The organism is Pseudobacter ginsenosidimutans (genome assembly GCF_007970185.1).
GTDB lineage: Bacteria > Bacteroidota > Bacteroidia > Chitinophagales > Chitinophagaceae > Pseudobacter > Pseudobacter ginsenosidimutans.
In genome coordinates, this window is sequence record NZ_CP042431.1 from 7,765,972 (window position 1) to 7,781,109 (window position 15,138).

Here is a 15,138-nt window from a genome sequence, read left to right on the forward strand (position 1 = left end):
GTTTACTATAAATTTACCGAAACTCAAACAGAGTTCAGCTTAAATTGCTTTACTAAAAACATTGCTGCCGCTTTGGGAAGCGTGAAGCCTGGCATCGAGCGCTGCACAAATATTCCTGACAAATGATTTACCGGCATCCGTGACGGTGATCTTTTCCTGATCCAATACTACCAGTCCATCTTCCACCAGCGGTTGAAGGCGCTCCTTCACATTAGGGAGCCAGGTGGGATCTGAGCAGGGATGGTTCAGCAATACTTCGTGCCGGCACATCAGGTCAAGGATATATCGACGGATCACCAGGTCATCATCCGTCAGCAGGTGACCATTAACGATAGGTAGCTTGCCTTCCTGCACCATTGCTTCATACGCTTCTATTGTTTTCTCGTTCTGTGCGAATGCGCCCCAGCCATCACTGATAGCCGATGCGCCCAGCCCGATAATGAGTTTGGAGTTGGTGGTGGTATAGCCCATAAAATTCCGGTTAAGTGTTTTCTGTTCAGCAGCTACCAGCAGCGGATCGCCGGGGAGCGCAAAATGGTCCATACCAATAGCAATATAACCTGCTGCCACCAGCATCTCCTTACCCAGCTGGTACATGGCCAGTTTCTCTGCGGCTGCGGGCAGGTCAGCATCTGTATACCTGCGTTGCACTTTGCTTTTCCAGGGAACATGCGCGTAAGAATAATAAGCGATCCGGTCTGGCATCAGTTGCAAAATCTTTCCCATCGTGTTTGCTACCGATTGTGTTGTCTGATGGGGAAGGCCATATACCAGGTCTACATTCACACTGGAATATCCCAGTTTCCGAGCCTTATCGATCACCTCTTTAGTTCTTTCAAAACTTTGTATACGATTGATAGCTTGCTGCACTACGGGATCGAAGTCCTGCACACCAACGCTGATGCGGTTGAAACCTGCACCTGACAAGGCTTGCAAATGTTGTTCCGTGGTATTCCCCGGATGAGCTTCAAAGCTGAATGCATGATCAGTGGCAATGATGGCAGAACTGGTTACCTGGTGGATCAGTTGCCAGAGATTGGATGGACTAAAAAAAGTGGGCGTTCCCCCCCCAGATGTATTTCCCGGATTACAGGTTTGTCTGGAAACATTTTTATATAAAGTTCCCACTCCTTCAATAAGGTTTGGATATAGGGTTCTTCCACGCCGTGGTTCTTTGTAATGCGTTTATTGCAGGCGCAAAAAGTGCAAAGACTCTCACAGAAAGGAAGATGCATGTAGAGACTGATCTCGCTTTGCTCTTTTCTGAAAGTTTCAGCAACCTGCTTTGTCCAGGATGATCCATGCAGAGTGGAATGATCCCAGTAGGGAACTGTTGGATAGCTGGTGTATCGTGGCGCAGGCACGTCGTATTTCTGAAGAAGGGAAGGGAAATCTGGACTGATCATAACAGCACAAAATTATCTGGCGGGCCTTACGGAGAATATGATCAGGGAAAGCGGAAGATATGATTTTGATCAGCTCAAAAAAAACGACCCGGAAAGAATTCCGGGCCGGTAGATATGCACTGTATAAAAGTTTTTAGAATTTCACTGTAACGTTCGCGATCACTGCCCTGGGCATTTGCGCAGCAAGAACACCCTGACCCGCAAAATATAGTTCGTCTGTAATATTGTCCAGTTTTACACCGAGCCTGAAACCTTTTGTTTCATAGAAAACCGTTGCATTCAGGAGTGTGTAGGAAGGCAGTGTGAACACGCCGGTAATAGCAGAATTGGATGTCATGAAATCTCCGATATAGTTACCACCAAAACCTGCTCCCAATCCTCTGAGCTTTCCGGTAGGAATTCCGTAACTGATCCAGAGATTGGCAAGATCAGCAGGGCCAGCGCCGGCAGGCCTTCTTCCGAGTACGTTCTTGTCCTGAACTTTCACAAATTTGCTGTCGTTATGAGAATAACCTGCCACCAGGTTGAGGCCGCTGACAGGATTGGCGATCAGTTCAATTTCATACCCTTTGCTGTATTGAGTTCCATCCTGTACCTTGATATTATAGGTGGTGCCATTCAGGGTAACCTGGTCATCACGAACCAATTTGTCCACTTTTATATCATAGTAGCTGGCAGTCAGGTTCAGTCTTCCATTGAAGAGGTCCACTTTCACACCTGCTTCCCATTGGTTGGCCTGCTGGGGTTTCAGCACGCCGGAAACTTCAGGGGCGGGAGAAGAAAACGGCGCCGTATAAGCGAAACCATTCATATAGTTACCGAATACTGATACACGGTCTTTGATCAGCTGGTATACCAATCCTAATTTAGGAGAGAAGGCAGTTTGACCATAACGGGAATTCGCTACCAGGGTGTCGGTTGCAAAATCGTAAGTTCCTCTTCCTTCAAAGCGGTCTACACGAAGGCTCAGCATGGCCGAGAGATTATCCGTAATGTTCAGCACATTGGAAGCGTAGGCGCTGTAAATATTCGCGCTGTTGGTATTTCGAACGCCCTTGGCAGTACTGGCCGCGATCTTTGTATCTACTGCGATCCTGTTGATCTTCGCATAATTGGGATCGTTAGGATTCAGTGCATCCACAAAATCAAAGACGATATAAGGTGAGTTATCATTCTTGAGTTTCTGATTTACATAATCCAGACCAACAAGCAGCCTGTTGCGGAGTTTACCGATCTTGAAATCGCCCACAAAATTCTGCTGCACGTTGAATGTAGCGTTCATGGTATTCTGGTAAGAGATATTCCTTTCAAGGGTATCATCGGTTGCTTTGCGCACGAACTGGTATTGATAATATCCTTTGGACTCACGGGTATTGTTGGAAACGATGGTCTGTGAAGTCCATTCCTCCGACAACTTATATTGGAACTGCGCTCTCAGATTGGCGGTAGGGTTCTTCATCGTGATGTCGTTATTGGTATAGGAGCGCTTGAAGTTGAAACCGAGCTCTTCGGGTTTGTGTGCCTGGAATGGACGGCTCCTGTTGAGGAAGATAGCAGAAGGTGTAGTGAATTCAGAAGAATAGATTTCAGCATTCAGGTTGATAGTGAGCTTTTCGCTGGCGTGGTATTCCAGTGCCGGCGCCACGAAGAAAGATTTCCTGAATCCTGCATCCTGCCAGGAACCCTGATTTTGATAGGCCATGTTCACGCGGCCAAGAAGGGTTTTATCTTTATTGATGGGGCCATACACATCAGCTGTAAGCCTGTTGAGGTTGAAACTGCCGGTTGTGTATGCCACTTCTCCACCGAAATTCTTTTGTGGTTTGCGGGTGATCAGGTTGAACACTCCTCCGAAGGAAGTGACTGCACCACCGTACAAAGTGCCGGAAGGTCCGCGTAACATTTCAACTTTCTCTACATTCACCGGATCGATCTCGCCATTGGTCTGGGTGGGCATTCCATCCACCATGCTCACTTCTGTTCTGAAACCACGAAGGCTGTAATAGGTAGCGCCATCTGTATTGATCCCACGGTTGGCGCTTACCTTGTATACGCCGGTAGCGTTCTTCACCAGGTTACTGAAATCAGTAGTGATCTGTTCCTTGATCAGCTCTTTGGAAACACTGCTGTACACCTGTGGATTTTCAAGATTTGCCAAAGGCATCTTGGCCACTGTGGAGCTTTTCTTTACCAGGAATTTATTGGTGCCCGCCGTAACAATCACCGTCTGCAACTGGCTATTGCTGTATTGCAGGGTGAATACGGGTTTGGAGATCTTATCGTTTTCCACTTTTACATTTTGCTCCAGGGTCTCATACCCTACCAGAGACACTACCAGGGTGTATTCACCGGCTTTCAGCCTGGCAAAAACGAAGTTTCCATCATTATCGGTTGCAGTACCCAGTTTGGTGTTTTTGATCACAACGCTTACGTTGGAAGCAGGAAAATTGTCTGATGATATTACTGATCCCTGGATGCTGCCTGGTTTATCCTGGGCAAAACCGGGGATGAAGCTGAAGATGCAGATAGTTGCTATAAGCAGCCGGAGAGTCTGGCTATACATATTCTCGGAAAATTTGCGCAAAAGTAGAAGCATTGGAAATCTGGTGGTTACGAGATCGGGAAATTGGAATGCCGCTTTGGAAGTAATTTGTCAATACCCTGATCAATATTGCAACACAAAGCCTCCGGCTAACCCGGAGGCTGGAACGTAACACAACAAAAAAGAATGGACAAATCCTCACAGAGCATTCACCAGCTTCAAGGCGCCGGGGAAGAGGATATTATTTTCAAGATGGATATGTACATGCAGGTCTGCTTCAAAAGCAGCGAGTGTCTGGTAAAACACTTTCCAGGTAATACAGGCATACTCCGGAGCTGTAAAATCATTGGTAAGTTCCCGGATCTTTTGCAATAAGGCCCCTGCCTGCTCATGTTCCATTATCATTCTGCTGACGGGATGCTCAAGCCCCATTCCCATCCTGGGTACAGAGCCATTACTCAGCTTTGCCTTACTCAATTGATTGATCATCGGGAAAAGTACATTTTCCTCTTTTTGTAAATGTGCACCCAGTTCCAGTGCAATTTCTGTAATGAGCGATTTGATCTCCACCAACTCAGGGTTCTTGCCGGCATGTTTGGATTCTACCCTGGTAGCATAAGCAGTAAGTTCGGGCAGTTTTTCCCTTGTATAATTGTGGTGTACATTCACAATATACTCCGCCAGGAAATCGAGTGGCCATTGATGATAGGGCAGGTTGGCTGTATGCAGCAGTTGCCCCGACTGGCTGAGATCATGCATTACTTTGTTATAATCGAGCTGCTTTTCATAGCAAACCTGTCTGAGTGTTTTCTTTCCGCCGCAACAAAAATCGATGCCATACTTTGTGAACACTGCTGCTTTGCTGATGTCTTTCGCTACCATCTCTCCTACAGTTTCACCGGGTGTACAGCTGCTAACAGAACATTGCTCACCTTGTTGAAGCGGCTGGTTCCCGCTGTTTGTTTGAAGATATTCCATATTTGAAAAAATTATTGTTCAGTTGAGAAATATACAATAGCGAAATGCCGCACAACATCAACAATGCAGCAAACAGCAGGAACCAGACAGCCATTGAAAAATGAGTGCCGCCAATAGATGCCAGCGCCTGTACAAACAAAAAGAATTCGTTCAGCACCACGCCTGTAACAAAACAGCCAATACCTATAACAGGTCTGGATGAAATGCTGCTGATATATTGCTGCAGCAACAGGAAACCTAAAAGGAATAGTGTAATAAAGCCCAACAGTATCAGGTGCAGATAACCGATTACCACCGGCCTGTAGCCGAATGCGAGATAACTCAGATCAGGAAAAACTGACAAGCTCTGCATAATGGTCTTCATACAAAATGCCAGCAGTGCAAATCCCCAAAGCAATAAAGGAATGGGATCAAAAGAAAACAGTATTCTCTTTTTACATTTTATTATTCCTGCCAACAAAACTGCTAGCGCTATCAGCTGAGCAATGGCTGCCAATACCGCCATCCAATACAGGACCGGAGGCAACTTCATCCAGAGCGCAGATAGAAAAAATGCAGGCACACATGCAATACATTGTAACCAGAAAGCAATCCTGGCAGCCTTTGCTGAAAATGAAATACCTCGTCTGTGCAACAGGGCCAGGAACAATCCTATCACTGCAAACGCAAACCAGCCATTGTATTGAAAATGCAGGAAAAAATATACTGAACCGATATACCATTGCTGATGCAAATTCTCCGATGCCATTAACCAGGCCAGAAAAAATGGACCGGCCGCCGAGATCACATAAAAAACCAGTGCTGACCTGAACCAATTGATCACTGTTATCGGAAGATCAGCTGTAGAAAGATCCTTCCAGTTTATCCAGGCAAAATACCAACCGGCGAAAATGGAAGAAGTGGAAAAGAAGATGGAAACGATATTGTATCCTCCGAATGGAAAACTCAACAACATACCAAAGGCAGACAATAACAGGAACCAGAATGCCTGCTGATAAACGCGTAATCTTTGTTCCGGTAATTGCATTACACCTGCAATAGCAACGGAAAGCGCCAGCGAAACCCATCCGCTGAAAGCGAAATGGGAATGGGCATGCATGAGATTTTTGTAATCAAGTACGGGTATCTCCCAGATAATCTTACACCTAAGCAATGTGCCTGCCAAAGCTACGATCAGCAGGTTCAGCAATGCTCTCCGGGTCCATGTGTTGAAAAAATTTTGCATACAGAAGGAATACTGTACTGCAAAGGAACGCCGGTAAGAATCGGCATTTTATGATCGTGATCATTTTGAACAATATACTTTTCCTTTTTCTATCAGCAACTGTCCGGTTGAATGCAAATGACGCATCGCACGGATCACGGTTTCCACTCGCAGTCCGGTCATGTCTGCAATCTGCTGACGGGTGAGGTTAACACGACTGCAATCCGGACATGTATGTTTATTATTCTCTTTGAAATAATGAAGCAATGCTATAATAGTATGTTCAGGAGAACGGATAGCCATTTCTTTGATCAGCAAAAATTTTAAACGCAGCCTGCGTGATAACAATTTCGAAAACGAAAAATGCACTTCAGGATTCTCTTTCAGCAATTGAAGAAAATGACTTTTATGTAGTCTTATCAGTGTTGAATCCTCATCGGCAATAGCAGTGGCAGCATAGGGTTCATCATCCATCATCGGCAACTCACCAAAGGATTCACCTTCCTCCGCCATCAATTGAATGAATTCCCTTCCTTCATCATTCACATTCACCCATCTTACCCTTCCACTCACCACCTGGTAATAAAAACTGGCTTGCATGCCTTCCATGAATATGATCTCATTGCGCTGCACTTCTTTGAAGCTCGCGCCCATATTGAGCAGCAGGTTTGTGTTAATCATCATGTTATCCGATTGTGTTCCAAAGCTAATCAGCCGTTTGAGCAGGGCGACTGATTTTGAACGGCAAAACACATGATTTTGGTCATATGCGGATCAGGGATGATAAAGACTTTAAACCTGCAACCCTTATGGGAATTGCATTTCAGATCATTCAACCCATACCCTGTCAACTGATCAGCGTCATTCTTTTTACAACACCTGATAACATCGGTCAATCCCGCTTCCTATTATGATCCTGATCATAAAGCTCCGTTTTTATTCCCTGTACTCTTGCTGTGTATTTATCACTTAAATAACACGGAAATGAAAAAGCTAACCATTGTTGCCGGTCTTGCTTTACTGATCTACGCCTGCGCTGAAAGTACCAGCAAAAACAGTGCGCCATCAGAAAGTCCGGCAAAAGAAACTGCTGCTCCCGCCTACGATACAGCCAAAGGTGCAGGCAGGTTCACCAAAGTAGACATACCCGCCAGCCTCGACGCAAAAATGGCCGAGGCCGGGAAAAAAGTGTACGATCTGAAATGCGCCGCCTGCCACAAACTCAGTGATGAAAAACTCGTAGGCCCCGGCTGGAAAGGCGTTACCGCACGCCACACCCCTGAATGGATCATGAACTTCAGCACCAACCCGGATGAAATGCTGCAGAAAGATCCCAAGGCACAGGCCATGCTGGAAATCTGTCTTGTTAAGATGCCCAACCAGAATCTTACCGATGATGAAGCCAGACAGATCTATGAATTCATGAGAAAGAACGACGGAATAAAATAACACACAATCAAAATCATATGAGATCAGATCATTTTACCAGCAGGTTACTCCAGGTGTCCATGGCCGCCGTTCTGCTGTATGCCTGCAAACCCAACAATGCCGGCAATGCCGTAAGCGGCAATGCTGCTGAAAAAACCTATGTAGCGCCAGGCAAATACGATGAATTTTACAATTTCGTTTCCGGTGGATTCAGCGGACAACTTTCCGTATATGGATTACCGTCAGGCCGCCTGCTTCGCGTGATCCCGGTTTTCTCCGTAGATCCGGAAAAAGGATATGGCTACAGTGAAGAATCCAAACCCATGCTCAATACTTCCCATGGATTTGTTCCATGGGACGATCTTCACCATACAGAGCTTTCACAAACCAATGGTGAGATCGATGGGCGCTGGATCTTCGTGAACGGCAACAATACACCACGCGTTGCAAGGGTTGACCTCAAAACCTTCCGCACCGCAGAGATCATCGAACTGCCCAACAGCGCCGGTAATCACTCCTCCCCCTTCATCACAGAGAACACTGAATATGTAGTAGCCGGCACCCGTTTCAGCGTTCCTGTTGGCGACAATACCGATGTGCCCATCAGCAGCTACAAAGAGAATTTCAAAGGCACTATCAGCTTTATCAGTGTAGACAAAAACACTGGTGGACTATCGCTCGCCTTCCAGCTGGAAACACCCGGCGTTAACTTCGACCTCAGCCATGCAGGCAAAGGCCCCAGCCACGGATGGTTCTTCTTCAGCTGCTACAATTCAGAACAGGCCAATACGTTGCTGGAAGTGAACGCTTCTCAGCGCGACAAAGATTTCATCCTTGCCGTGAACTGGAAAAAAGCAGAAGAATATTTGAAAGCAGGAAAAGGAACAAAGAAGGCAGTCCGTTACGCACATAATACCTACGACGAAACATCCCATACTTCAAAATCAGAGATCCTCAATGAAGTGATCTCCCTCGATCCCAAAGTACTGAAAGATATCTGCTACCTCATCCCCTGCCCTAAATCACCACATGGTTGCGACGTTGATCCTTCCGGTGAATACATCGTTGGCAGCGGCAAACTGGCAGCTCTTATTCCTGTTTTCTCCTTTACCAAACTGCAACAGGCAATCGCCAACAAAACTTTCGAAGGTGAATATGATGGTATCCCTGTTGTGAAATATGAATCTGCTCTCTACGGAGAAGTAGAAAAACCAGGTCTCGGACCATTACATACCGAGTTCGATGGAAAAGGGAATGCTTACACTTCCTTTTTCGTGAGCTCTGAAATAGTAAAATGGAATATCAAAGACCTCAAAGTGCTGGACCGTGCCCCTACTTACTACTCCATCGGTCACCTTTGCATTCCTGGAGGCGATACAAAAAAACCGAATGCAAAATATGTGATCGCTTACAACAAGATCACCAAGGACCGTTACCTGCCCACAGGTCCTGAACTGGCGCAAAGTGCCCAACTCTTTGATATCAGCGGCGATAAAATGCAGCTGATCCTCGATTTCCCTACCATCGGCGAGCCACACTATGCACAGGCAGTTTCAGCAGACCTCGTTGCAAAGAATTCCACCAAATTCTTCAAGCTGGATGAGAACACCAATCCTTATGTGACCAAGGGTGAATCCAATGCCAAAGTAGTACGGGAGGGCAACAAAGTGCATGTGTACGCAACCTGCATCCGCTCTCACTTTGCACCGGACAATATCGAAGGTGTAAAACTCGGAGACGAAGTGTATTTCCATATTACCAATTTGGAACAGGACTGGGACATTCCGCATGGCTTTGCCGTGAAAGGCGCCAACAACGCGGAATTGCTGATCATGCCCGGAGAAACACAAACACTGAAATGGGTACCTGAAAAAACCGGCGTTGTTCCTTTCTATTGTACCGATTTCTGTAGTGCTCTTCACCAGGAAATGTCAGGATATATCCGTGTATCCCCTGCCGGCAGTAACATCCCGCTAACATTCAGCCTCGGAAAAACCAATACACCGGAAACCACTAACAGCAAATAAGACCGGTGCATACAAGAAAGAAAAACTTTTGAAATGAAGAACAGGATGTCAGTAACCACAAAGTGCATAACAGCTCTTGCAGCGCTTTCACTGGTAGCAGTACTTTTCTTTCCCATGTGGAAAATAGAGTTATCTGCTCCGCAATACCCTGAAGGATTGGAACTAAGCATTTACCCGCATAAGTTGGGTGGTGATATCGAAATCGTAAATGGTCTCAATCACTATATCGGCATGCGCACACTACACACCAGGGACTTTGTGGAATTTATTGTACTGCCCTGGATATTCGGCATCCTTTCGTTTTTCGGCCTGCTCACTATCATAATTAACCGAAGATGGTTCTTCCTGCTGTGGGCAGGCTTTTTCTTTCTTTTTGCCGTTGTAGCGATGATAGATTTTTACCGGTGGGAATATAATTATGGACATAACCTGGATCCCGCCGCACCCATCCAGGTGCCGGGTATGAGCTACCAGCCGCCATTGATCGGATTCAAGCAGCTGCTCAATTTCGGTGCCTACTCCATTCCCGATACAGGCGGTTGGATCTTCATCGCAGCCGGACTGCTCATCGCCTTCAGTGTTTACCACGAAATTCAAACAATGAGAAAACTGTCTAAAAAATCAGCACTTATTATCAGCTGCGCCGGATTGTTAACCTTAGGTTCCTGCTCCGCTGGCCCTCAACCCATCAAACTCAACGTGGATGTTTGTGATCACTGCAAAATGACAATCACCGATCCTAAATTCGGCGGTGAACTGCTTACAAAAAAAGGAAAAATTTACAGGTTCGATGATGCAAAATGCCTTTCCGGATTTATCAATGCCGGAACTGTGAAGAAAGAGGATGTGAAAAACATTTACCTGCTCGATTATGTGAATCAGGGGCAATTACTGGATGCCTCCACCTGCATCCTGCTCAAAAGCAGCGAGCTGAAAAGTCCGATGGGTGGAGATCTTGCAGCCTTCGCCTCAAAAGATGCTGCTGAACAATTCCAAAAACAATTCAACGCCACTTTAACAAGCTGGAATGAAATTGAAAAATAAACAGTTGGTTTTGACGCTGGTACTGCTGCCGGTGCTGGCCTCGCTGCCAGCCCTGGCCGGTATCATACACGTGAATCCGGCTGGCCCTGTGAAAAAAATTCAACAGGCCATCGATCATGCAAAGCCCAATGATACTATACTCGTGGAAAAGGGAGTTTATAAAGAAGGGAATATTGAAGTGAACAAACCTTTGTATCTGAAAGGCATCAACTATCCCATTATCGATGGAGAAAAGAAATACGAGATCATCACCATCAAATCAAATAATGTAATACTGGAAGGATTTTCCGTTCAGCATTCCGGTTCTTCCAGCTACAATGATATAGCCGCCATCCGCATCGCCAATGTCCGCAACGTTACTATCCGCAACAATAAACTGGACGATACGTTTTTCGGCATCTACAGCCATCATGCCGGCTCCTGCCTCATCACAGGCAACAGGGTCCGCTCTTATGCCAAAACCGAACTGGGCTCCGCCAATGGTATCCACTGCTGGAAAAGCGACAGTATGCAGATCACCAATAATGAGATCAGCGGTCATCGCGATGGCATCTACTTCGAATTTGTAACTGCTTCTTCCATCCGGAGCAATTACAGTCATGATAACCTGCGGTACGGACTGCATTTCATGTTTTCCAACAATGACCTGTACGAAAAGAATACTTTCGAAAGAAATGGGGCCGGCGTAGCTGTTATGTTCTCTAAATCTGTAACAATGCTGCACAACCGCTTTCTCTCCAACTGGGGCGCCAGCTCCTATGGTATCCTTCTCAAAGAAATTTCCGACAGCCGCATAGAGAACAATCAATTTACCCGGAACACCACGGGCATCTACCTGGAAGGCACCACCAGGATCATGATCTCCAAAAATATATTCAGCGGCAATGGCTATGCCCTCCGGATCCAGGCCAGTTGCAGCGAGAATAATGTCCAGCAAAATAATTTCACCGGTAATACTTTCGATGTGGCCACCAATGGCAGCCTGGTGCTGAACTCATTCAATAAGAACTACTGGGACAAATATGAAGGCTATGATCTCAACCGCGATGGCATAGGAGATGTACCCTTTCGCCCGGTAAGTATGTATTCCATGGTAGTGGAAAGAAATCCTACCGCCATGATGCTGTTCAGAAGTTTCCTGGTAAATCTTTTCGATAAAACAGAAAAAGTATTGCCAGGACTCACGCCTGAAGGCCTGAAAGACGATCAACCACTGATGAAATCACTGAAGTTTTAATAGACGATATGATCATCGCAACCAATGTTACCAAAAGATTCGGCAAATTGACGGCACTGGACAATGTGAGCGTCAATTGCAATAAAGGACAATGCATTTCCCTCACCGGACCTAATGGTTCCGGTAAAACAACGCTGATCAAGTGTTTGCTTGGAATGGTGGTGCCGGATAGCGGCTTCATCACTTTCAATCAGCAGAATATCCTGCACCACTGGCAATACAGATCACGGATCGGTTACATGCCCCAGATAGGCAGGTACCCGGAGAACATGACCATTGCACAAGTGCTGGACATGATGAAGGATATCCGGAAAAACAATAAATCAGTACTGGACGAAGAACTGATCCAAACATTCGATCTCCAGCATATCGCTAACAAGAAAATGCGCACCCTCTCCGGCGGTACCCGCCAGAAAGTAAGTGCAGCACTCGCTTTCCTCTTCAATCCCGATGTACTGATACTGGACGAACCAACAGCAGGCCTCGATCCCCTCTCAACTGAATTGCTGAAAGACAAGATCAGGAAAGAAAAACAAAAAGGGAAACTCATACTCATCACCTCTCATATTCTCAGTGACCTGGACGACCTGGTAACTGAAGTGATCTACATGCAGGATGGACAGCTCCGTTTCCACAAATCACTGGAACAGTTGAAACAAGACACCGGGCAATCACAATTATCACGCGCTATTGCGCAGGTGATGAAAACAAACTGAAGCTTATGAAGAAGATCATCAAATATGTAATACTGGACATCCTGAAGAACAAGATCATGATCGCATATATGATCTTCCTTCTGGCTATTTCACTCAGTGTGTTCAACCTGGAAGACAATACAGCAAAAGGATTGCTCAGTCTTCTCAACCTGGTACTGATCCTGGTGCCACTGGTGAGTATCGTTTTTTCCACTATTTACGTGTACAATGCCACAGAATTTATCGAGCTGCTGGTATCGCAGCCATTGAAGCGAGTGAATATCTGGCTGAGTATTTTTACAGGATTGAGCGTTTCCTGCAGCCTCGCCTTTCTCATCGGCTGTGGGTTACCGGTACTCTTGTATTCGCCGGGCGAATCAGGAGGCATACTGATCCTGATGGGATTACTAATCACGAATATCTTCATCGCTATTGCCCTTTTTGCATCCGTGCTCACACGAGATAAAGCCAAAGGGATCGGACTGGCATTGCTGCTCTGGTTCTACTTTACGCTGATTTTCGACGGGCTGATCCTCTTTCTGCTTTTCCAGTTTATGGATTACCCCATGGAAACAGCCATGATAATTTTCAGCAGCCTTAACCCGATAGACCTGGCGCGGATACTCATTCTCCTGAAGATGGATATTTCTGCACTGATGGGCGCAACCAGTGCCGTGTTCAAGGATTTCTTCGGAACCGGATGGGGCATGACGCTTTCTCTTTTGATCTTATTGATCTGGGTCTTTGCGCCCCTTTGGTGGTCTGTTAGGAAATTCAGGAATAAGGATCTGTAACAAAAAGCCCCTGCAGAAGCAGGGGCTGTGTTGAGAATGCTCAATTAAAAGCCGGATAGATCCATGTACTGTTTATTGTTGATAACCCTCGTTCTGTTTGAATTCATCTTTATTGGTCACTGCATCCAGCTGGCTTTGCGGGATCGGACGTAGCGTGTGAAAGTTTTGAATATTACCTGCCGCCTGCGGGTTATGGGCTTTCACTCTTTCCACCAGTTTTCCAGTTCGCTTCAGATCGATCCAGCGCCATTGTTCACCGGCGAGCTCACGCGCACGCTCATCAAGAATAAAATCAATAGTCACATCTGCATCCGTGATCTCCATTTCGTCCTGCTTGCCGGGAAGCGCCGCCCTTCTTCTCACATCATTGATCAGATCAGCAGCTACACCATTCTCTCCCAGCCTGTGCTTGGCTTCTGCAGCAGTCAGGTAAATATCTGCGAGCCGAAAAATAAATGCATCACGCGCGCTTTGTTGTTCTGCAACAGAAGGCCGCGTAGGATCCAGGAATTTCTTCAACGATAGGAAATTGGAATTATTCCTGGGCGTGCCGTTGGCATTGTACATATTGTTTCGATCGAACACTTCGTATTTCCGGCCATCGCGCCATTCATTGGTAACAACAGCTTTGGTGATGAAATGCGCGGTATCGCCGGGATTGATCGTGAACGTTTGTTCCACCCCGGTAGTAAGGGTTCGCTTATAGCTGGTAGCGGCAGCTTTATTGCTGATCCAGAGATCCTGGAAGCTGGCCGCATAGCGGCTATCGATCGTTTCATCAAAAAGATCTGCCAGGAACAGCGATGGCATCCAGCGGCTGAACGGTCTTCCATAAGCGATCGTTCTCTCCATGCCTGGTCTCACATCATATTTCTGCAGGAACATCAGGTGTCCGTTATTCGCACCACGGGCATGACCGTTGGGGTACACGATTGCGCCAGCAGGTCCGGTGAAATCATTCATCGTAAGGTTGGTGGTATAGTTCACAGCCCAGATCACTTCCTTTCCGGTCTGGTTATTCATATTGAAGATATCGGCATAATTAGGTTGTAACGTAAATGAATAACCGTTGATCACTTTGTCGGCATACTTATAACAGCTATCATATTGTCCCTGGATGAGGAACACTTTAGAAAGGAATGCTTCAGCCGCAGGCCTGGTGGCCCTTCCATTGTCTGATGTGGTGGGTGGCAAAGCCACGATGGCCGAACGCAGGTCTGTCAGGATCTGTTCATAGAATTTCTCTTCAGGCGTTCTGTTGGCGGTTGTAATGATACCTTGTGTTTCATCAAGGGTGAAATGCACACCGCCCCAGGTTTCTACAATGAAGAAATAATACCAGGCGCGGAGCATGCGCAACTCGCCTTCACGTATGGTTTGTGTGGCCGGTGGCAGTCCGGATTTATCCAGTCTTCCCAGCAAAGCATTGCAGAGATTCACGGCAGAATACATCCTGCTCCAGATCCCGGCCAGGATGGGATTGGCGGGGTTCATGCCGGAAGTGTATTGTGTGAGCTCAGTATTGGGATCGTCCACACCGCTGAGCCAGAGATCACTGCCGGCTTCCAGCAGGTGATAACCAGCCTCTTTTCCCCATAACCAACGGTTATAGGTATACGCAGCACTCAAGCCAGCCTCAAAACCAGCGGGCGTATTGAATACCGCATCGGCAGTAACGCCACCGGGATTGTATTCAGTCAGTTGTTTCTTGCAGGATGAAACGCCGGCCAACGCCATCAGCAGCAAGCATACATAAAAAGATGTTTTCATTGTGCAGCAATTT

Annotated in this window: 12 protein-coding genes; 6 read left to right on the plus strand and 6 right to left on the minus strand. The window is 46.5% G+C overall.

From position 1 onward, the window contains the following. Positions 1-39: 39 nt before the first annotated feature. The 5 genes from FSB84_RS30440 to FSB84_RS30460 form a co-directional block, all read right to left on the minus strand. A complete protein-coding gene (locus FSB84_RS30440) occupies positions 40-1,128 on the minus strand; it encodes a radical SAM protein (protein ID WP_225979936.1) in 1,089 nt (362 codons plus the stop codon). Between the two features lie 411 nt (positions 1,129-1,539). After that, positions 1,540-3,969 (minus strand): TonB-dependent receptor, encoded by a 2,430-nt coding sequence (locus FSB84_RS30445; protein WP_158644190.1) that lies wholly within the window; start codon positions 3,967-3,969, stop codon positions 1,540-1,542. 177 nt (positions 3,970-4,146) lie between these two features. Then, the gene (gene ric / locus FSB84_RS30450; protein ID WP_130543600.1) at positions 4,147-4,926 is read right to left on the minus strand and encodes an iron-sulfur cluster repair di-iron protein; all 780 of its coding nucleotides are present in this window, start codon (positions 4,924-4,926) and stop codon (positions 4,147-4,149) included. Further along, the gene (locus FSB84_RS30455) at positions 4,877-6,151 is read right to left on the minus strand and encodes a hypothetical protein (RefSeq protein WP_130543599.1); all 1,275 of its coding nucleotides are present in this window, start codon (positions 6,149-6,151) and stop codon (positions 4,877-4,879) included. The genes ric and FSB84_RS30455 overlap by 50 nt, the downstream gene beginning before the upstream one ends. A gap of 60 nt (positions 6,152-6,211) precedes the next feature. Further along, positions 6,212-6,814, minus strand: coding sequence for a Crp/Fnr family transcriptional regulator (locus FSB84_RS30460; protein ID WP_225979937.1), 603 nt, complete (start codon positions 6,812-6,814; stop codon positions 6,212-6,214). 300 nt (positions 6,815-7,114) lie between these two features. On the opposite strand from FSB84_RS30460, the gene FSB84_RS30465 reads away from it, so the two are divergent. The 6 genes from FSB84_RS30465 to FSB84_RS30490 are packed head-to-tail and all read left to right on the plus strand — an operon-like array spanning position 7,115 to position 13,355. Then, positions 7,115-7,579: a c-type cytochrome gene (locus FSB84_RS30465; RefSeq protein WP_130543598.1), complete on the plus strand. Its 465-nt coding sequence runs from the start codon at positions 7,115-7,117 to the stop codon at positions 7,577-7,579. Positions 7,580-7,596: 17 nt separating this feature from the next. Next, positions 7,597-9,585, plus strand: coding sequence for a Sec-dependent nitrous-oxide reductase (nosZ, locus tag FSB84_RS30470; RefSeq protein ID WP_130543597.1), 1,989 nt, complete (start codon positions 7,597-7,599; stop codon positions 9,583-9,585). A gap of 33 nt (positions 9,586-9,618) precedes the next feature. After that, positions 9,619-10,629 carry a nitrous oxide reductase accessory protein NosL gene (locus tag FSB84_RS30475; protein WP_130543596.1) on the plus strand — a complete coding sequence of 337 codons (1,011 nt, stop codon included), beginning with the start codon at positions 9,619-9,621 and terminating at the stop codon, positions 10,627-10,629. After that, complete coding sequence (locus FSB84_RS30480; protein WP_165434947.1) at positions 10,613-11,866, plus strand: nitrous oxide reductase family maturation protein NosD; 1,254 nt, start codon at positions 10,613-10,615, stop codon at positions 11,864-11,866. Before FSB84_RS30475 ends, FSB84_RS30480 begins: the two co-directional genes overlap by 17 nt. Positions 11,867-11,874: 8 nt before the next feature. Further along, a complete protein-coding gene (locus FSB84_RS30485; protein ID WP_130543595.1) occupies positions 11,875-12,582 on the plus strand; it encodes an ABC transporter ATP-binding protein in 708 nt (235 codons plus the stop codon). A gap of 5 nt (positions 12,583-12,587) precedes the next feature. Then, positions 12,588-13,355: an ABC transporter permease gene (locus FSB84_RS30490; protein WP_130543594.1), complete on the plus strand. Its 768-nt coding sequence runs from the start codon at positions 12,588-12,590 to the stop codon at positions 13,353-13,355. A 72-nt stretch (positions 13,356-13,427) separates the two neighbouring features. Here the strand turns inward: FSB84_RS30490 and FSB84_RS30495 are convergent, their stop codons facing one another. Next, a complete protein-coding gene (locus tag FSB84_RS30495) occupies positions 13,428-15,125 on the minus strand; it encodes a RagB/SusD family nutrient uptake outer membrane protein (RefSeq protein ID WP_130543593.1) in 1,698 nt (565 codons plus the stop codon). Positions 15,126-15,138 lie beyond the last annotated feature (13 nt).